The 18,512-nt window shown below is 48.5% G+C and carries 13 protein-coding genes; 6 read left to right on the forward strand and 7 right to left on the reverse strand.

Annotation, left to right across the window (positions count from 1 at the left end):
• Positions 1–10: 10 nt before the first annotated feature.
• Positions 11–2,653: a bifunctional lysylphosphatidylglycerol flippase/synthetase MprF gene (mprF, locus tag MHH57_RS02305; protein WP_029514728.1), complete on the reverse strand. Its 2,643-nt coding sequence runs from the start codon at positions 2,651–2,653 to the stop codon at positions 11–13.
• Positions 2,654–2,865: 212 nt separating this feature from the next.
• Here mprF and MHH57_RS02310 point away from each other — a divergent pair, with 212 nt between their 5' ends.
• From MHH57_RS02310 to MHH57_RS02320, 3 genes are all read left to right on the forward strand, one after another.
• Positions 2,866–3,627: an AAA family ATPase gene (locus tag MHH57_RS02310; RefSeq protein ID WP_069010783.1), complete on the forward strand. Its 762-nt coding sequence runs from the start codon at positions 2,866–2,868 to the stop codon at positions 3,625–3,627.
• Between the two features lie 249 nt (positions 3,628–3,876).
• The gene (locus tag MHH57_RS02315; protein WP_342434783.1) at positions 3,877–5,079 is read left to right on the forward strand and encodes an MFS transporter; all 1,203 of its coding nucleotides are present in this window, start codon (positions 3,877–3,879) and stop codon (positions 5,077–5,079) included.
• 212 nt (positions 5,080–5,291) lie between these two features.
• The gene (locus tag MHH57_RS02320; RefSeq protein ID WP_069010784.1) at positions 5,292–6,344 is read left to right on the forward strand and encodes a lactonase family protein; all 1,053 of its coding nucleotides are present in this window, start codon (positions 5,292–5,294) and stop codon (positions 6,342–6,344) included.
• A 118-nt stretch (positions 6,345–6,462) separates the two neighbouring features.
• On the opposite strand, the gene MHH57_RS02325 is transcribed toward MHH57_RS02320, so the two are convergent.
• Both MHH57_RS02325 and MHH57_RS02330 read right to left on the reverse strand, forming a co-directional pair.
• The gene (locus tag MHH57_RS02325) at positions 6,463–7,419 is read right to left on the reverse strand and encodes an ArsR family transcriptional regulator (RefSeq protein WP_039270301.1); all 957 of its coding nucleotides are present in this window, start codon (positions 7,417–7,419) and stop codon (positions 6,463–6,465) included.
• A 271-nt stretch (positions 7,420–7,690) separates the two neighbouring features.
• Positions 7,691–8,656 (reverse strand): hypothetical protein, encoded by a 966-nt coding sequence (locus MHH57_RS02330; protein WP_342434784.1) that lies wholly within the window; start codon positions 8,654–8,656, stop codon positions 7,691–7,693.
• Between the two features lie 272 nt (positions 8,657–8,928).
• Here MHH57_RS02330 and MHH57_RS02335 point away from each other — a divergent pair, with 272 nt between their 5' ends.
• Positions 8,929–9,561, forward strand: a complete 633-nt coding sequence (locus tag MHH57_RS02335) for an NAD(P)-dependent oxidoreductase (RefSeq protein WP_039270303.1) — start codon at positions 8,929–8,931, stop codon at positions 9,559–9,561.
• Between the two features lie 33 nt (positions 9,562–9,594).
• Entirely contained in the window at positions 9,595–11,199 is a 1,605-nt protein-coding gene (locus MHH57_RS02340; RefSeq protein ID WP_342434785.1) for an NAD(P)H-hydrate dehydratase, read from the forward strand.
• Here the strand turns inward: MHH57_RS02340 and MHH57_RS02345 are convergent.
• Entirely contained in the window at positions 11,183–11,677 is a 495-nt protein-coding gene (locus tag MHH57_RS02345; protein ID WP_165148014.1) for a hypothetical protein, read from the reverse strand. The genes MHH57_RS02340 and MHH57_RS02345 overlap by 17 nt on opposite strands.
• Positions 11,678–11,847: 170 nt before the next feature.
• Here MHH57_RS02345 and MHH57_RS02350 point away from each other — a divergent pair, with 170 nt between their 5' ends.
• On the forward strand, positions 11,848–12,684 hold the full coding sequence (locus MHH57_RS02350; protein ID WP_029517887.1) for an HAD hydrolase-like protein: 837 nt from the start codon (positions 11,848–11,850) through the stop codon (positions 12,682–12,684).
• Between the two features lie 183 nt (positions 12,685–12,867).
• Here MHH57_RS02350 and MHH57_RS02355 read toward each other — a convergent pair whose 3' ends face one another.
• From MHH57_RS02355 to MHH57_RS02365, 3 genes are all read right to left on the reverse strand, one after another.
• Positions 12,868–14,619, reverse strand: a complete 1,752-nt coding sequence (locus tag MHH57_RS02355; protein ID WP_342434786.1) for a methyl-accepting chemotaxis protein — start codon at positions 14,617–14,619, stop codon at positions 12,868–12,870.
• A 166-nt stretch (positions 14,620–14,785) separates the two neighbouring features.
• Positions 14,786–15,817, reverse strand: coding sequence for a ribonucleotide-diphosphate reductase subunit beta (locus MHH57_RS02360; protein WP_029517885.1), 1,032 nt, complete (start codon positions 15,815–15,817; stop codon positions 14,786–14,788).
• 20 nt (positions 15,818–15,837) lie between these two features.
• On the reverse strand, positions 15,838–18,171 hold the full coding sequence (locus tag MHH57_RS02365) for a ribonucleoside-diphosphate reductase subunit alpha (protein WP_029517884.1): 2,334 nt from the start codon (positions 18,169–18,171) through the stop codon (positions 15,838–15,840).
• Between the last annotated feature and the right edge of the window lie 341 nt (positions 18,172–18,512).

Consider the following 18,512-nt stretch of genomic DNA (forward strand, 5'->3'; position numbering starts at 1 on the left):
CAGCCCTTGTTTAGTCCGAGCGTTTGGATACGAGATATACCAGCTCCAGCGTCAGGATCGGTAGAAAGACAGAAGCTGGATAGGCCAGATAGCGCGGCTCCCATTGCGGCTTGAACTTATCCTTAAAGCGCCGAAGCCCCTGAAAGCCGTAAAAATGTCCCCCGTATTGGAAAACAAGTCGAGCCAGTTTTTCCTCGCGCAATGCCTTTTCACTTTGTCCTACCTGGGACAGCGGTGCCATTCCCAGATTAAATGTCGTATACCCACTCTCCTTGGCCCACTCAATGACCCGTGTGAATAAATAATCCATCGTGCCATTTGGCGTGTCAGACAAGTGGCGCATCAGGTCAATGGAGACCGTCCGTCCATGATCATAGGCAGGGGCCATCGTAGCGAAAGCGATGACCTTCCCTTCAGAGTCCTTTAGCAATGCAATCGGAGCCAACTGAAGATAGGGTTCTTTGAACCAGCCGAGTGAATATCCCTTCTCCTTGCGCCCATCCAGCCAAATATTCGAAACCTGACGAATCTCCTCAATCAGTGACGCCTCTAGAGGCGGTTGGATGATTTCGAACGAGTAGCCCTCGCGGTCAAAACGGTTTTTGGCGCTGCGTAGCGCTTGATTGCTTTTGCCCGTCAGTGTAAATGATTCCAGCGGCACCAGTGCTTCCTCGCCCAGTTTGAAAAAGCGATAGCCGTTCTCGTGATAGATGGACAAATACTCCGGCGAGGCCTGATAAAATACAGCCGTTAACGCATACCGATCTGCGAACCGCTGAAATTCCTGAATGGCTTCACTCACACGTTCTTTTGGACCGAGTGGGTCACCTAATACAATCAGTTTGTCCCGGCTACGAGCGTAGGGAATGACAACCTGTTCATTTTTGGTCCAATACAGATATTTATCGCCCAGAAAAAGCATATGAGAGACGAGATTACCACCCTGCCGTTCCAAAAATTCTTTTAGCTTATCCAGCTCCTGCTCGTCGGGTAGATTAGCGATGCTACGCTGAGGTCGAAGAAAGAAATATACCGTCAGGAATACCCATGCCAAAATCAGACTAAACACGGCGGTAACTCCGTAATCGCTGCGGTTCATAAAAAAGTCTAGATGGACCTTGGCATGCAAATGGCGCATAAAGGGAGTGTTGGAGCCTGCCCCAATGATAAAATAAGCCCCGGTTACGAGTAGAGATAATCCACCCCATATTAAAATGTTGTGCCGATTCAGCGGCGCACTGACCCGATAAAACCGCGAACGCGAAATCCATAGCATTAAAGCCACAAACAGTAGGAATAAAGCTTCTTCAAAATCCAGACCTTTAGTGAAGGTGAAAATAGCTCCTGTCAGAAGCAGTATCAATGTCAGTCGTAATGCTCTGCGAATACGCAGGGAGATTCCATGGGACAGGACGACAAGCATAATTCCGATGATGACCGAGATTTCATGCGACAAGCGCATGACGGGCAGGCTGAGCAAATGCTCAGCAAAACGAAGCCGATATAACAGACCGGGCGTAGCTGCCGACAAAAGAAGCACCACGCCGGATATGAGTACCAGCTTACCAAGCGCCCATACCCCTAGATCGGCCAAAAACCGGAATTGACCAGGCCAGCCCCATACCTTCTGCCAGGCATTAAGGGAGTAATCCCAACCTGTCTCAGCTAGCTGATTCAGGCGCTCGTTACGCGGAATCATTTCCAGCGCGGCTAACACCAAGCCGATGAGCCACGGGATGATGTAATAAAAGACGCGAAAGACCAGTAGGACAGCCAGTGCCCGATCTGAGTTGGCTCCCGCCATTTGCAGCCCGAGCAGGGCAATGATGTCGAATGCCCCGACCCCTCCGGGTGCAAGACTGATTAACCCGGCAATCGCGGCTATTACATAAATGCCGAACACAGCATGCATCGGCAGTTCATGGAGCAAGTGCGAGCCGATCCATGCAAAGGTAAGGCCAGCCAGCAGCCATTCCAGTAGGGAAGCACTGATGGAAGCGGAGATGGTGGACCAGGAAAGCTGTCCTTCTCCCTTGTTGAACCATGTGGAGTACCGTTTGGAGCGCTGCATGATCAGGAATAGCGGTAGGTACAATGCCATTCCCCACAGCGCCCAATGAAGCCACGGGTGAGCATCCAGTACAGGCTGTACCGGATACAGATGAACAATGGCTCCCCAAGCCAGCAAAGATAGTCCGGTAATGACGACTGGCGAAAGAAACACGACCGCAGAGGTGATGACACCCAACGGCACACCGCTTTTCTTATACAGCACTGTGCGAAGTCCCGCTCCTGTAAAGCCTGCAAAACCAAAGACATTATTAAAGGTATTGGAGATCCAGGCGTAGCGAAATGTTGTTCCAGGCTTGACCTGAAGCTTGAAATGATGTCTGATTACGTAATCATATGCACTCATAGCCGCCACAGCAACCAGTGAGAACAAGCCAATCTCGATGAGAAAGGTGGCATCCATTCGCCGCAGCTCATGAAGCATACGCGCCAGATTAAAGTCTTTTAGTTCTCGTCCCGCCTCCCATATAATAAAAGCCAGTACAGCCAACGGTAGCAAAATACGTGTCAATCGCTGCCTGTAGATGGTCATTATGAACTGTACGATTTTAAAAGACTGAATCGGTTTGTGATTAGATTTCATAGATTCACCTGCTTGGAAAAGAATGAGATATACACGGAATGAGGTGCTTAGATTTCATACCCGCTGAACATTACTATATATTATACCTGTAATAATCGCTTCAATAACAACAGAAGGGTTACGAAATGGGATTTCAGATTGATTGCTGTAAATAATTCCAATATAATGATGAAAAACCTAGTGAATTGCTTGGCAATGGAGCTGATTTGGATATGAGTATATGGGACCGTAATCTTTTTATACGTCGCCTGGAGCTGCTATGGCCTCCAGATGCGGACAAGAGCCAATATCCGTTTAACTTAAAGGCCTTACACCAGTGGAACGAACTCAAATTTCATCCTTCCGTCACCTATATTATTGGAGAAAATGGCGTAGGTAAATCGACGCTTATGGAGGCAATCGCGGTCGCGTGGGGATTTAATCCAGAGGGAGGTACTAAAAATTTCAATTTTTCTACACAAGCCACGCATTCCTCACTGTATGAGCATATCCGGCTGGTGAGAGGGGTAGAAAAGCCAAGGGATGGCTTCTTTTTCCGGGCGGAGAGCTACTATAATGTGGCGACTCACATCGACGAGCTGGATCGAGAAGGAGGAGGGCGACCGATTCGAGATTCCTACGGGGGTAAATCGCTGCATGAGCAGTCGCATGGCGAGTCTTTTTTTGCTGCCTTTGTGCATCGGTTTGGAGGGCAAGGATTGTATATTTTGGATGAACCGGAAGCTGCATTATCGCCTTTGCGCCAGATGGCCATGCTTGCACGGATTCACGAGCTGGTGCAGCAGGGCTCACAGTTTATCATTTCTACTCATTCCCCTATTTTGATGGCTTATCCAGATTCCATCTTGTATCATCTGACACATGAAGGGATCGACACCCGGACGCTAGAGGAAACCGATCATTTTATCATTACGAAACAATTTCTGAATAACAGGGAAAAGATGATACAGGAGCTATTCGAAGATCCACAATAAAGTTCGTAGGGACCGCCAGACCGTTCCAGAAATTCATCCTGGTCGTTCGTTATGAGAGGGACAACATCGCCATTTCAAGTTGTTCCTTTTTGCTGTTCTGCCCAAAGGAAAGATTCAGGGTTATCGGAAGTATTTTATGATTGTTATTTGTCCTTCTCTCTATTAATATAATGAAGAGTTTTGCTGGAATGGTTGCAAAATAAGATTTTCGTATACGAAATAAAGAACCTGAGGAGGACAAAACGCTACATGTCAGATTCACAACAGTTGAAAATGGGGCCGCTGGTCATTTTGATGATTAATATGTTTATTGCCATGCTGGGGATTGGCCTCATTATTCCGATCCTTCCCAAGTTTATGAGCTCCTTGGGAGGCAGTGGTGAAACGGGTGGTTATTTGGTTGCCGTGTTTGGCTTAACCCAATTCCTGTTTTCGCCGTTAGCGGGAGAATGGTCCGATAAATACGGACGTAAAAAAATGATTATTATCGGTTTGGTAATCATGACGGCGTCTTCTGTATTGTTTGCGATTGGGGAATCGTTAACCATACTATATATCTCCCGTTTGCTGGGAGGTGCAGGAGCAGCTTTTATGATTCCTCCGATGATGGCCTATATTGCTGATATTACAACGGTCCACAATCGCGGTAGAGGAATGGGGTTGATGGGTGCTGCCATGTCTCTTGGCTTTGTGATCGGTCCTGGTGTGGGCGGCTTGCTGGCAGATATCTCGATTCGTACGCCCTTATATGTTTCGGCGGCCGTATCGGGCGTAGCTGCACTGATTTCCTTGATTATGCTGCCCGAAACCTTGTCGCTGGAGAAACAGTTGAAGTTTCGGAATGTCAAGGCCAAACGGGATAATGTGATTAAACAGTTTGCCCTTTCTTTCCGCAAGCCTTACTTTATGCTGCTGATTATGATATTCACGCTAACCTTTGGATTGACGCATTTTGAAACGATGTTTCCTTTCTTCGTGACGGGCAAGTTTCATTACAATGAGCGTGATATTGCTATCATTATTACCGTAGGAGCACTGGTCGGAACCGTGATTCAAGCTGTGGTCATTAGCCCGATGTTGAATCGTTTTGGCGAAAAAGGTGTCATTATCGGCTCCTTTCTGTTTTCAGCGATTTCCCTTGTGCTTATGCTGCTCTCCGGCAACTTTTATTATGTACTCGGGGTATCGCTTATCTTCTTTACCGCTACGTCGTTGCTGCGGCCAGCCATTAATACTGCTTTATCCAAAATGGCGGGGGATGAGCAGGGAGTTGCAGCCGGCATGAACAATGCTTATATGAGTATTGGTAATATTCTGGGGCCTGCACTTGCGGGTAAATTGTTCGATGTGCATATCAATTTGCCATATATTTTTGGGGCAGTCATTCTCATCCTTAGTTTGGGGCTGGCTGTAAAATGGAATAGCAGAGATACGCAAACCACAGCGGTTTAATGTTGTTCTTGTCGTAAATTTAGTCTCTTTTGGTGTGAACTGTGACGTTCTTATGAACCACAGATGGCGCCGAAGGAGGCTATTTTTTTGCATACATTGCGAAACGTTAATGAAACGACAGAATCTTGGGTAATAATGCATGATGGTTTTACAACAAGACAAATAGTAGAGCTAAAAGCCAGATAAAAAAAGCTAGAAGGAGCTGAGAGCCGATGGAAGAGCGGAATGAGCAGTTATTTTATACAGGGACTTATGCGTCTCGTCAGGAAAGAGGAATATATGTATGTGCTTTGAATGTGACCCATGGTGATCTGCGCATGGTTGGAGGTGTGGAAGGGATGGAGAGGCCTTCTTTTCTCGCGCTACACCCGGATGGGACAAAGCTGTATGCTGCCAGTGAAACAGAAGGAGGCGAGCTGTATGCGTATCAGGTGAATACCCAGACGGGGGAATTACATCCTTTGGATCGCAAAGGGACAGAGGGAGCACATACTTGCTATGTTTCCGTAACAACCGATGGACGATATGTGCTGGCTTCCAACTATTCAGGCGGCAATGCCGTTGTGTTCCCTGTGACGGAAGCTGGAGGATTAGGAGACATGTCGGGGCAAGTTCAGCATACCGGCTCAGGTATTCGCCAGGACCGTCAGGATGCGGCACATCCGCATTCGATTATTCCAGATCCTTCAGGACAGTATGCCCTGATATGTGATCTGGGGCTGGATCAGATTGTGGTATACCGTTTGACAGAGGATGGCAAACTGGTGACCCATCGTGAGACAGATTTGCCACCTGGTTCTGGACCGCGTCATCTGGTTTTTCATCCTTCGCGTCCATATGCTTTTGTCGCCAATGAGTTGAACAATACCGTCGCTGTGTTTAGTTATAACGAACGTAATGGTGAGCTTACATTGCTGCAAAGCCTGTCCACACTGCCAGAAGGCTTTATAAATGTAGATAATACAGCAGCCGATATTCGGATTACGCCCTGTGGACGCTTTTTGTATGTGTCAAACCGCGGCCATGACAGCATCGTGCTATACCATGTCGATCTGGACAGCGGCAAGCTGAAGACGGTTGAATGGGTGGAAACCTTCGGCAGCACACCGCGTAACTTCAACATCCTGTCCGGTTATCTGGTAGTGGCGAATCAGGATGGAAACAACCTCGTATCCTTTGCCATCCATAGTGAGGATGGAAGGCTGACCCGAACGGGATATGTGCTGGAGGTTCCTTCACCTGTGTGTATTGAACCTGTACGCTAATCGGATAGCACGTGGCAAAAGAGTACGATATAAGTGAATGAAAAATAAAACACGGCGCTTTGTTTCCCATGAAAGGCATGGGCAAAACGCCGTGTTCAGGTCTTGAAGTGGACTAAAACTATTTGCTGCTATCGCCAGCTTCTACCGTTACTGTTTTGGTATGATTTTCTGCATGTTTGTAGTACAAACGGAACAAGATGTCCTGATTGTAGTTACCGAATCCGGTGCCGAACAGAGTAACCCCTCCCACATGCTGGGCATCATCCAATATGGCAATACGGAATTTCCATTGTTTCTGATCAATCAGCACTTGGCTTAAAGTCACGTCAGAAATTTGCTTCCCATCCATAAAGGTACCCTCGGAGGTAACGCGAAGTCTTTTGAGGAGACCATATTGATTGATAAAATCAGGCCACCATGCAGGTGTGTATTTACCACGGTTATCCCCGAAATCCCCTGGGCTGGTCCATGTACCCAAATTCACATCATTTAGGAAAAAAGTGATATCTGAAGGCCAATTATCATTGGTAAAAGGGGCCTCGGATGATAGTTCCATCGAAATTTCCAGTTCCTCAGCTTTTTGGCTGGACAGTAGGAAATTCGGCACCTTATAATCCATATATCCTTGGCTGAACCAAAGAATTTTGGAATTGAAGCGCTCAGGGTCCAAGAACGAACGAGGCTCATCGAATTCACCAATGATCTTTTCGACGGTAGCCAGTCCGCAGGTCGCCTGTATTTCAAAATCTGTAAAGTGTCCGACGGAAATCTCTGTCTGATGGAATTGCCGTACATCCTGCTGATAGCGTGGCATGGCGATTTCAATTTTGTCTGTTGCCAGCGAGCACACTTTCTGTACCCCGCCTCGTCCGGGCAGCATTTTGGTCGAAATAATGGACGCTCTCTCCAGTTTCTTGACATGCATCGTCATAATCGCACTGCTGAGCCCCAAAGCTTCCGCCAGCTCACGTATATTCATAGGCTTCTCCGCAAGCAGAACAATCATGTTTAGCCGAACCTCACTGGCCAGCGCCTCATAAACGGGAAGTGATTTTTCAGAAATGTCCAGTTGCATAGTTCCTCCAATTCTAACGCACATCATAAATTGATGGTAGTTTAACATATATGGATTTTTTTCAATAATAATACATAAAAAACGATATGATTTACATTTATATAAACAATATACCCTTTCCTTGATCATTGGCACAAGCCTAACCCCACAAAAATCCAAAAATTGTTCAGAAAACAGGACACCCCATAAACTCTTTCTTTGTTGTTGGGATGTCCTGTGATGGTATGTGATTTGCAGGCAGGATACGGGTAGAGGCATGTGCCATTGGTGTTTAGGATCGGATATGTTCTTCTGCCAAAGAAGAGTCAGCCGTTTTATCTGTATCTGCTGCGCGTAAATCCTGATGTTGAGAAGCATCTGCCTTGATCAAGCCGGGATGACCAACATAAGGACGATCACTGCGCGAGCGACCTCGGGTAAGTCGGAAGCCGATCAAGAACAGCACAAGCTGAACAGCCAGTATGTAGGGAGATGCTTCCGGTCCGATCCATTGAAACAGGGCGACAGCGGCGATTACCAAGCACAACAGGCTTGTTGGAAAATGGGATGCCGTCACGTCCAGATCATTTTGTCTGCGCAGGGTCATCAGCCGATATACATACAGTAGGGCGATCAGGCCTGAAACGAATTTCATCCATGCATACCCTTTGAGCCATGAGGCAGATTGTGCAGTGTCGGGCAGACTAACATCAACATGGCTGGAGGCTGTCAGTTCCACAACCAGCCTTGTGACCAACCAGACGATTCCTGCCAGTGCCAGCGGACCAGCTGCTGGACGCACTAGCTTCCACAATGCTGTTCCCCAGCCCGGAGCATGAGATTCCAGCAGAACAAGACGCCGTTCCTCAATGAGTTTGTTCATTTCACGCTCCAGTGATTTGAGAAGCAATTCTCTGCGGAACGCATCACACTCCCGAAGGGATGCTTGAACCTGCTCTTGAAGGTGAGGGGTCAAATAGGGAGCAGCTTTGGCTTCCTGAAGAGCGTGGATGAGTCCGTTCTGGTACTGCTTTTCGCTGTTATTGAACCCGTTCTGGGTAGTGGTTTGGAGACAACCAGCTAATCGTCCATAGATACGCAGCGATTCCTGTAATTCTTCCAGCCGCTGCTGACGCGAATTTCGAAGCTGGGCTGCACTGTGAACATACAGCCATACCAGCAAAGACAACGCCAGCAGGAAGGCGATCAGACCGGGTGAGATATATGCGACTAACGCCGCGAAGTCCGTCGGGGACACCCGCAATCCCTCCTTCCATTGTTCTTTCTACACTATTGCACAGACTACACAGGCATTTCAAGGGCTTGTATACCTTTGACCAGGATATATGAAGTATTTTTTGGTAAAATAGACAAGATACAAGCAGGAGGGTAGATTCGGTATGGATAAAAATATAAAAATTGCAACAGAAGATCATGAGACATCGAATCGATATCTTGCACGGGTTTAAGCTGGAGATAAAACGGATAAATAACAGTAAGTAAATTATAGACAGGAAGAAGGCAGTGAATATGAAGGTTATTATTTTCGGGGCAACAGGAACAATCGGCAAAGCGTTAGTAAAGGAAGCTATCAAGCGTAAGTATGAGGTGACAGCAGCGGTGCGCGACCCCCAACGTGTGACGGAGCAAAGTGAATACTTGACGGTGGTTCAAGCAGATATTCTAAATCCGAATTCCGTTACGGAAGTGGCTAAGGGGCACGATGCTATCATTAGCGCATACGGTCCCAAGTTTGGAGAAGAGGAAGAACTGCTCGAAGCGACTCGTTCTTTGCTGGAAGGAACTCGGCGTTCTGGCGCGGAGCGCATACTTGTCGTTGGTGGAGCGGGAAGTCTGAAAACAGAAAACGGTGAACGCCTCATGGATACCGCCGAGTTTCCGGAGGAAGTGAAGCCGCTGGCGGCTGCCCATGCAGATGCACTGGAGCTGTACCGCGCTGCGGATGTAGACTGGACCTATTGTAGTCCTGCCGGAATGATTGAAGCAGGAAAACGTACAGGACAGTTCCGTATTGGTTTGGATCATTTGGTGGTTGACGAATTAGGCCATAGCCGTATCTCGGTCGAAGATTATGCGGTAGCCCTGATTGATGAGTTAGTAGAAGGGGAATTTGTCAATTCCCGTTTTACAGTTGGATATTAATAAGCAGGGATAGCCATACGGGAGGCGAAAGGCATGTATATGGTGACCGCCGAAGAAATGCGAGAATTGGATCGCTATACAATTGACAAGCTGGGTATTCCGGCCCTTACCTTGATGGAAAATGCCGGGCGCGCGGTAGCTGACGAAGTATTGAAGCTTTCACACACAGGGCCGGGGGATATACCGGGACATGGCGGTATTATACGGACAGAGACGTGGAGTCAAGGACGACATGACTTACGGGAACGAGAACACTGGTATATCCTCGTAGGCAAAGGCAACAACGGTGGTGACGGACTGGTGGCGGCCCGCCATTTAACCGATGCAGGTCTACGCGTCACCGTTGTGTACGTCGAGCCGCCAGACACGCTGCGGGGTGAAGCGGCTGCGCAGCGCGATATCATCGCGGCTCTGGGTATCCCGGTGATCCTCTATGGCCGGGATACCCTCGACCTGCGCGGCGCCTCCGGCATCGTCGATGCCCTGCTGGGCACGGGCACGCAAGGCCCGCCGCGCGAACCCTACGCCTCGCTGATCCGCGAGGCCAATGCCAGCGGCGTACCGCTGGTGTCGGTAGACGTGCCTAGCGGCCTTGACGCCGACACAGGTGCACTGCACGAGCCGTGCATTCGTGCGCGCGTCACCGTATGCCTCGCCTACTTGAAGCGTGGGCTCGTCCAATATCCAGGCGCCGGGACCGCAGGCGATGTGGTGGTACGCTACATCGGTATTCCACCCGGCCTTGCCCGTGAGTGCGGCGTGCAGCTGCAGCTCTTGACCCGTGACACGCTGCGCGCTGCGCTGGACGTGGATGTAAGCCGCAGCCGCGTGCCGGATGGACACAAGGGCACCTACGGCCACGTTCTGGTCGCGGCTGGAAGCCTGCGCATGAGCGGCGCGGGCTTGCTGGCCGCACGTGCCGCCCTGCGCATCGGCAGCGGCCTTGTCACGTGGGCGGTGCCCGAAGCGCTGCTGCCGCGCGTCATTGGCGCCGCGCCGGAACTAATGCTCGCTGCCGCAGCAGCAGGCGGAGACGGCGAATGGAACGCCGACTCCGCAGACGAGCTGCTACAGCTCGCGCAGGCACGTGATGTGCTGGCCGTCGGCCCCGGCCTCGGCCGCTTTGCAGGGGACACCGGCTGGCTACGCCGCCTGTGGGAGGAATACGGCGGTCCGCTCCTACTTGATGCGGACGCCTTGAACATCCTCGCCTCGGCGGGGCCTGAGCTAGAGGCTTGGAAGCCGAGAAGTGCGGCAGTCGTACTGACGCCGCACCCCGGTGAAATGGCTCGTCTGCTGGGCATACCGACAGCAGAGGTGCAGCGTGACCGTATCACCCATGCCCGGGAGTACGCCCGAACACGTGGGGTCACGCTGGTGCTCAAAGGAGCGCGCACCGTCATCGCTTGTCCCGACGGAGCGGCCTACGTCAATACCACAGGCCATGTTGGGATGGCGACAGGCGGTGCGGGCGATGTGCTAACAGGCATCATCGCAGGTTTGCTGGCTCAGGGCTTGAATGCTTCGCAGGCAGCAGCTTTTGGCGTGTATTTGCATGGTGCGGCTGGAGAAACAGCCGCACGTCATCGCCAGCATCCTGCCTCTGTGATCGCTGGGGACATTATTGAAGCCCTATAGGCCATAGCAGCAGTGGCAGGAGGAAGGCCAGCATGATCTGTAATCCATATTCACGGTTCAGCCAGTGCCTTCCTCCATAATACAGCAGTGTAATCCCTGCACCTGCTATGCCGTTGCTCCATGAAATGCCCGTTCCGGCAGGCGACATCAAAGAACCTAGCAGGAGAAAGACACTGAATCCTGCAGCGAGGTATAGGGTGAGCTGCTCGGGCTTGCGAAGCCAGGGTAAAAGATCGCATAGCGCATCAGCGACAAGAGCGGCAGGAAGGGCAAAACCATAGGCCCACAGCTGCGCGGTCAGTTCACCACTATTGCCTGCTATAGTCAGAGGAACCCCTATTACTTCCTCTGTCAGATAGCAGTAGACCCATAAGAGACCAAAAACCAATCCTCCACAGGCCAGTTTATTCAGCGCATAACAACCAAGCTCCATCCGCCAAGGCATTTTGGAATTAAATTCATTCCAAGGCTGTCTCATGTTGCGACTCCTCCTCTGATCACACTCGGTATTCACAACCAATCAAGGAATTTATTTTCAATTACAATCCGCTTACCGTTTACGACATTTCAGTTTACGTTAGCTGTGTATCATGTTCCTAAGCAAAATAAAGATTGCGGATAGCCGCGGTACGGAAAGGCGGGGATTGCATGATACAGGCGGTTATTTTTAATCTCGAAAGTACATTGTTAGACCCCGGAGGACGAGGCTTAACCCAGGGAATGCGTGATATTTTCAGATGGAAAGGTATACAGGTAACTGAAGAACAGGTATCTCATGGGCGAGGAATGCCGATCCGGGATCATATTGCGAATGTGCTGGGACTTTCAGAGGTTCGGAAAAAATGGCTGGAGTGCTTTGGTGCGCATCCTGGCAGAGTGGATATTGAGCATATTTATCTTGAGCTTGTCCCTGTTCTCCGCTCCTTGATCCAAGGGGCTGAGCCTGCTATCGGTATAGATAGGGCGCTGCAGGAGTTGCAGGATCGTCGCATTCAGTCAGGTGCCACTGCATCCTGTCCAATGGAGATGCTCAGTCACGTATTTACGCCTGCGCAGTCACCCTATACGCTGGATTGTATGGTTGCCCCTTGTGAAGTTTCGCAGGGGAGACCTTATCCGTGGATGATCTATGAAATTGCACATCGCTTGCAGGTATTTCCGCTGAGCGATATTGTGAAAGTAGGAGATACAGCAGCCGATATGCAAGAAGGACGGAACGCCGGTGTATGGACGATTGGTGTCTTGAACCATAACGAAAGCGTGACGACCGTAGCTCAAACGACCAGCCATGAAGCGGAAGACAGAGTGGCTGAGGAACGGCGCAGACAGAGTGTATATGGTTTGAAAAGAGCAGGAGCCCACATCGTGATGAACTCGGTCGCTGACTTGCCGCGTATTCTGCGTGAAATCGAAATGCTCCAGCATACGGGAGGCTATCCTTCTTACACAAAACAGGTGAAAACAGCGGCGCTACCTCCATCATAAGAACGGGTATGATTCTGGGTTGCTTGAATACACACTTCTAGGTTATATGTATGCACCTACTCGGATAAAGGTGAACTCTGCTCGGCTTTCAAAACATAATAATGGAGCATTCGCTACGTTAGCGAATGCTCCATTTTAGTTTACTTTTTTTGTTTAGTTGAATCGAATCCAGCATCATATTTACTATTCAGCGTTTTTTACCCGGAACTGGTCGGCATGACGCTGCAGATTGTTTGATAGTGTGGTGAGATTGCGGGCTACTTCGGATAGTTCTTTTACCGCTAGGGCCTGTTTCTGAGCGCTTGCTGATACATCTTCTGTCATTCCGGCAGTCTGCTGTGCCGCGCTGGCTGTGTGATTTAAATGTTGATCTACGCTGTGACGTACCTCTTGCATCTCTGCCGTCAACTGAGCCAGATGTGCAGCTAACTCCTCAACTTCCCGTGAAACCTGGGTGACTTTGTCAACAGACTGTAGACATGCTGAAATTTGGGTTTCTTGTTCATTGACGGTCTTTATGTTTTCATCAAATTGATCACCCATTTGCTCAATTTGCTCAACAAAGCTGCTTAAGATTTCGTCGATTTCACGAATCGATATGGCGGATTGTTGGGCAAGTTGCCCCATTTCATGAGCGACCACAGAAAAACCCTTGCCAGCTTCGCCTGCACGTGAGGCTTCAATAGATGCATTGAAGGACAAAATCTGCGTCTGCTTTACGATGCCCTGTACCTGTTGACCGATGTTAGCTGCCTCGCGGGATTTTTCGGTTAACGCGTGGGACATGCGTTGCATCTGCTTGATACGCAGGGCGCTTTCTCGTCCTTTTTCTAATAACAGTTCATGCTCACTGGCTACCTGATTGCGAACCTCATTGAGATGATGGGCTGTATCCGTGAATTGCTGCACATGGCTTCCGACTTCATCCAGCGTTTGTCCTAATCGGTCAGATTGTTGAACTGATTCCACCGCTTGTTCTGCTTGGTTAATAGAGACATCGGCAATTTGCTGGAGCGTACGGGACAGTTCCTCAGTCTGATGGAGTGTCCCCTCCGTTGTCACGACGATATTCTTCGAAGCATGCTGGAGTGTACTTGAACTGCTTTGAATATCCACAATCATATTCGACATGGCTTCCACCATTTTGTTCGTCAATCCGCTGATTTCGCCTAACTGATCATAGGTTACTTGAGGCGATGTAACCGTAAGGTTGCCGTCGGCTACTTGCTCCAGTGTATTTTTAATAAATCTCACCTGACGCAGTATCCGCCGGGTTACCAGCATCATAGCCGTAATGGAGATGATCAGAATGATGGAGACAACAGGAATAACTAATCGGTAGGCCTCGGGCAAGGTATGTTCGTATACTTCAGTCACAGAGGACAGGGATCTATCGATTCCCAAATAACTAATGATGGTTCCATCTGTATCCTTAATGGGAGTAAAGGAGGAAAACATCGTCCCCCACTCAGGGTCCGTTGTAATATCTGTAGTCACTGTTTCCCCTTGTTTCAATTTCTCTTCCGTTTCTTTAAGGGTAAAACTTACAGGAGTTCCGAATGGACTGTAGTCTTTGTCGTCCCATGCGGCTCCATCTACCGTAATTTTCCACTCATTGCCCACACGGTTGTACATATAGATGTACAGGATTCCAGTTTGCAGCCTGAGCGTATTTAACTCGTTACGAAGTTGTTTATACTCGCTACTTTGCTCCGATGAATCCGTATTTAAGCTCTTGACTGCGGATTTGTCCAATAACTGGGCCGTGTTCTTTGCCAGCGTTTCATTATTTAGCTGCATGGTTGATAGAGAAGCATTCTGGATAGATTGATTGGTCGTCCACAGAACAATGACGCCAATCACTATTAAAGGAATGAGCAAGATGAAGTAGAGTTTGGATTGTAATCCCATTCTTTTTTTAACGCTTCTTTTCATAATATGCTCCTTACTATGTTTTTTTTACCTTCATATATATCGTGTACAAATAGGAAAATATGAATAGTTATTCAGATGTTTCATGATTTTTTTTGCGTATTTGCGTAAATTCTCATGAAAAAAGCCTTAGCCCGGTAAGTACCGAGCTAAGGCTGTATCTTATGACTTACAAATCGTCAAATCCGTTGTCATCTCCGACCTTGCCATAATTGCGTGATTTTGCTTCAAAGAAGTCCGTTTTTGTCGCATTCAGCGCTTCATCTGAGAATGGTTTAATCCAAGGCATACAGTTTACATCTACGCCTTCGTACGCTTTGTCCATACCAAGCAATCTCAGGCGCATATTTGCCATGTATTTGATGTAATCGCTCAGCTCGTTCAGGTCGATGCCGCGAACCTCTTTGAGCGTATAATGCGCCCAATTCGTTTCCAGCTCCACAGCGCGGTCAATCATACGATAGACATAGTCCGTATTTTCCTTGGTATTCAGCTCAGGGAAATCAGACAACAGCTGCTTAAACACTTCGGCAAAGAAGTAGCAATGCTGATTTTCATCACGCTGAATATACGAGATCATTTGGCTGGTTGCCATCATTTTCTGATCACGGGCCAAATTGTAGAAGAAAGCAAACGTACTATAAAAGAAAATGCCTTCCAGAATCAAATCGGCTACCATCGCTTGGAAAAAGGTTTGCGGGTTCTGCTCATCGCGGAACTCCTGGTAAATGTCCGAGATGAATGTGTTACGCTCCAGCAGGACAGGATCGTTTTTCCAGTATTCAAAAATTTCCTTCTGTTCCTGATCTGACACCAAAGAAGACAGAACGTAGGAGTAGGACTGGTTATGCACCACTTCCTGCTGCCCGATAATCGCTGAAATAGCTTCCAGTGACGAGTCGGTAAAATAGCGTTTTACATCCCCGACAAACATCGTTTGCATCGAATCCAGTACAGCCAGCAGGCCGATGTTAATTTTAAAGGTGCGCTGTTCTTCGGCATCCAGCACAGGGAACTGGGACGCGTCCTTGGACATCGGAATTTCATCTGGAATCCAGTGGTTCAGCAGTAGCACTTTATACAATTTGTACATATGTGGCATCCGAATATCGTTCCAATTCAAAATACCGGAGCTTTCGCCTTCAATAATACGGGTAGAGCGATTTGGCGCTTCCGTGTTAAAAATCTTCTGTAACTGCATGAGAGCTTCTCTCCTTTAGTTTAGGATGCGCAGCTATCACATTCTTCAATCGTCAGTGCGCGGCTGCGTACATAATAGGTCGATTTCATACCTGATTTCCAGGCATGGATGTGCAGCTCTAAAAATTCAGTTGCTTTAATATCAGGCCGTACATACAGGTTAAAGCTTTGGCCCTGGTCAATATGACGCTGACGTGCAGAAGCCATGTTGATCGAAGCGTGTTGATCCAGCAAGAAAGCCGTCTTGTAGTACCAGATAGTTTTTTCGTTCAAGTCAGGTGCAGGGTTAGCAATCTTGTAAGTTGTTTTCTCTTCATAGGAAAGCAGCTCATACAATGGATCAATGCTGGCGGTAGAGCCTGCAATAATAGACGTGGAACCGTTAGGCGCGATGGCGAACAGCCATGCGTTGCGGACACCGTTTTGTTGGACTTCTTCTGCAAGCTCACTCCACTCGGAGGTAGTGACAAATTTGCCTTCGCGTGTACCATCTGTATAGCCACGGGAAGTGAAATAGTGCCCGGTAGACCAGTCAGAGCCCTCGAATTTGGCATAACGGCCTTTTTCTTTCGCTAGCTCCATGCTGGATTTGACGGCCAGGTAGTTAATTTTTTCATACAAATGATCGTTATAGGTTACCGCTTCATCGGATTCCCAACGGATACCTTCCAGTGCGAGTAGATGATGCAGTCCGAATGTACCCAGACCGACAGCGCGATATTGGCTGTTCGTATATTGTGCTTGCAGTACTTCAATGTTGTTGATATCAATAACATTATCCAGCATACGTACCTGAATCGGCACGAGGCGATCCAGCACACCTGCCGGAACCGCACGAGCCAGATGGATGGAGTTCAGGTTGCACACCACAAAGTCGCCAGGAATTTTGGAAATAACGATGCGTGTTTGTCCGTCCTTGGTGACCAATTCTTCTTTTTCCACTACAGTTGCAGATTGGTTTTGCATAATTTCCGTACACAGGTTGGAGGAATACACCATACCATGGGCGCGGTTCGGGTTGGCCCGGTTTACCGTATCACGGTAGAACATGTAAGGCGTACCTGTTTCTAGTTGTGACTTCATCAGGCGCTTCATGATGTCGATAGCAGGCACCGTAATACGAGAGAGAATCGGATGCTGCGACGCCTCTTCGTATTTCTCGCGGAAGGTACCTGAACCGAAGGTTTCATCATAAAAATCTTCCAGTCCCAGTGGACGACCGTTGTCATCTTTCCAGCCCATTACTTTCTTCACTTCATGCGGACAGAACAGATTCCATTCGCCCCGTGCTTCGACCCGCTCCATGAACAGATCGGGCAGACATACGCCATGGAACACGTCATGTGCACGCATCCGCTCGTCACCGTTGTTCAGCTTCAGGTCAAGGAATGCGAGGATGTCCTTATGGAATACGTCCAGATATACGGCAATTGCACCTTTGCGAGTACCCAATTGGTCTACGCTAACAGCTGTATTGTTCAACTGGCGAATCCACGGAATGACGCCGGAACTTGTATTTTTATGTCCACGGATATCGGAGCCACGCGCCCGTACTTTACCAAGGTATACGCCGATGCCGCCGCCCATTTTGCTAAGACGGGCTACATCCGTATTGGAGTCGAAAATACCTTCCAATGAGTCGTCTACGGTGTCGATAAAGCAGCTGGAGAGCTGTCCGGCCACCTTTTTTCCGGCATTGGACATAGTTGGTGTAGCTGCTGTCATGTACATGTTGCTCATCGCCCAGTACGCTTCTTTGACCAGCTCCATCCGCTTGTCGGCAGGCTCTTGGTGCATCAGGTACATCGCGATGATCATGTAGCGTTCTTGAGGCAGTTCCATTACGCGTCCGTCAAAATCGTTGGCCAAATAGCGCTCAGACAGTGTTAACAGCCCGATATAATCGAACAACAGGTCATTTTTCGGCAAAATGGAATCGCCCAACTCATCAATCTGCTCCTTGGTATAGTAGTCGAGCAGTTCTTGACGGTAAATTCCTTTTTGGACCAAATCAGTGATCAGTGGATAAAAAGCGCCGTAAGGCTCGTCCGCATAGGATTTGTAACGGCGGTGAGTAGCCGCTTTTTTATACAAGGAAGTGAGCAAAGCACGTGCAGCGGCAAATTTCCAGTCCGGTTCTTCCTTACTAACCAATTCAAGGGCAGCCATTGCAAACGCGTTGCTAATGTCATCCCCCGTGACTTCGTCCCGGCGCAGCTTGCTAGTTACACCGCGAATGAGTCGATCCTTATCCAGCTTGTCCAGTCCGCTGAGTACACGGTCGGCATATACGGAGATGCGTATTTCGTCAAAAGCCAACTGGCGATTGTTTGGTTTGGTTACGAGTTGTGGCATAGGATTAATTCCTCGCTTTCCTGATTTGGAATCATACTTGGGAATAGGCATGAAAATGATCATGATGAGAAGATAATGGCGAAAAAAGCGATGGTCAGACAGCATTTGGGGGCTGTATGTAATCCAATAACATAGAAATAGCGATGTACCTGCCAATGAAGGGGGAAAAGATGGTTCCCGTACGATTTATCGGCTACATCACTATATTTAGACGTGTTATGAATATTTAACCCAACATATTGTGTGTAAAAACTTAAAATTTCAAATAAGTGCAAGGAGTATTATAGCAACATTCGAAGCCATACGTAAAGGAAAAGGAATGGAAAATCAAAATATACAGA

Origin of the sequence: Paenibacillus sp. FSL H7-0442, assembly GCF_038593105.1 — a bacterium.
Lineage (GTDB): Bacteria > Bacillota > Bacilli > Paenibacillales > Paenibacillaceae > Paenibacillus > Paenibacillus polymyxa_D.

What these genes read in the sequence shown, in the direction of transcription:
- mprF (WP_029514728.1), bottom strand. Translation starts at nt 2,653, where the DNA reads ATGAAATCTAATCACAAACCGATTCAGTCTTTTAAAATCGTACAGTTC.
- MHH57_RS02335 (WP_039270303.1), top strand. Translation starts at nt 8,929, where the DNA reads ATGAAGGTTATTATTTTCGGGGCAACAGGAACAATCGGCAAAGCGTTA.
- MHH57_RS02320 (WP_069010784.1), top strand. Translation starts at nt 5,292, where the DNA reads ATGGAAGAGCGGAATGAGCAGTTATTTTATACAGGGACTTATGCGTCT.
- MHH57_RS02340 (WP_342434785.1), top strand. Translation starts at nt 9,595, where the DNA reads ATGTATATGGTGACCGCCGAAGAAATGCGAGAATTGGATCGCTATACA.
- MHH57_RS02310 (WP_069010783.1), top strand. Translation starts at nt 2,866, where the DNA reads ATGAGTATATGGGACCGTAATCTTTTTATACGTCGCCTGGAGCTGCTA.
- MHH57_RS02365 (WP_029517884.1), bottom strand. Translation starts at nt 18,171, where the DNA reads ATGCCACAACTCGTAACCAAACCAAACAATCGCCAGTTGGCTTTTGAC.
- MHH57_RS02355 (WP_342434786.1), bottom strand. Translation starts at nt 14,619, where the DNA reads ATGAAAAGAAGCGTTAAAAAAAGAATGGGATTACAATCCAAACTCTAC.
- MHH57_RS02350 (WP_029517887.1), top strand. Translation starts at nt 11,848, where the DNA reads ATGATACAGGCGGTTATTTTTAATCTCGAAAGTACATTGTTAGACCCC.
- MHH57_RS02345 (WP_165148014.1), bottom strand. Translation starts at nt 11,677, where the DNA reads ATGAGACAGCCTTGGAATGAATTTAATTCCAAAATGCCTTGGCGGATG.
- MHH57_RS02325 (WP_039270301.1), bottom strand. Translation starts at nt 7,419, where the DNA reads ATGCAACTGGACATTTCTGAAAAATCACTTCCCGTTTATGAGGCGCTG.
- MHH57_RS02360 (WP_029517885.1), bottom strand. Translation starts at nt 15,817, where the DNA reads ATGCAGTTACAGAAGATTTTTAACACGGAAGCGCCAAATCGCTCTACC.
- MHH57_RS02315 (WP_342434783.1), top strand. Translation starts at nt 3,877, where the DNA reads ATGTCAGATTCACAACAGTTGAAAATGGGGCCGCTGGTCATTTTGATG.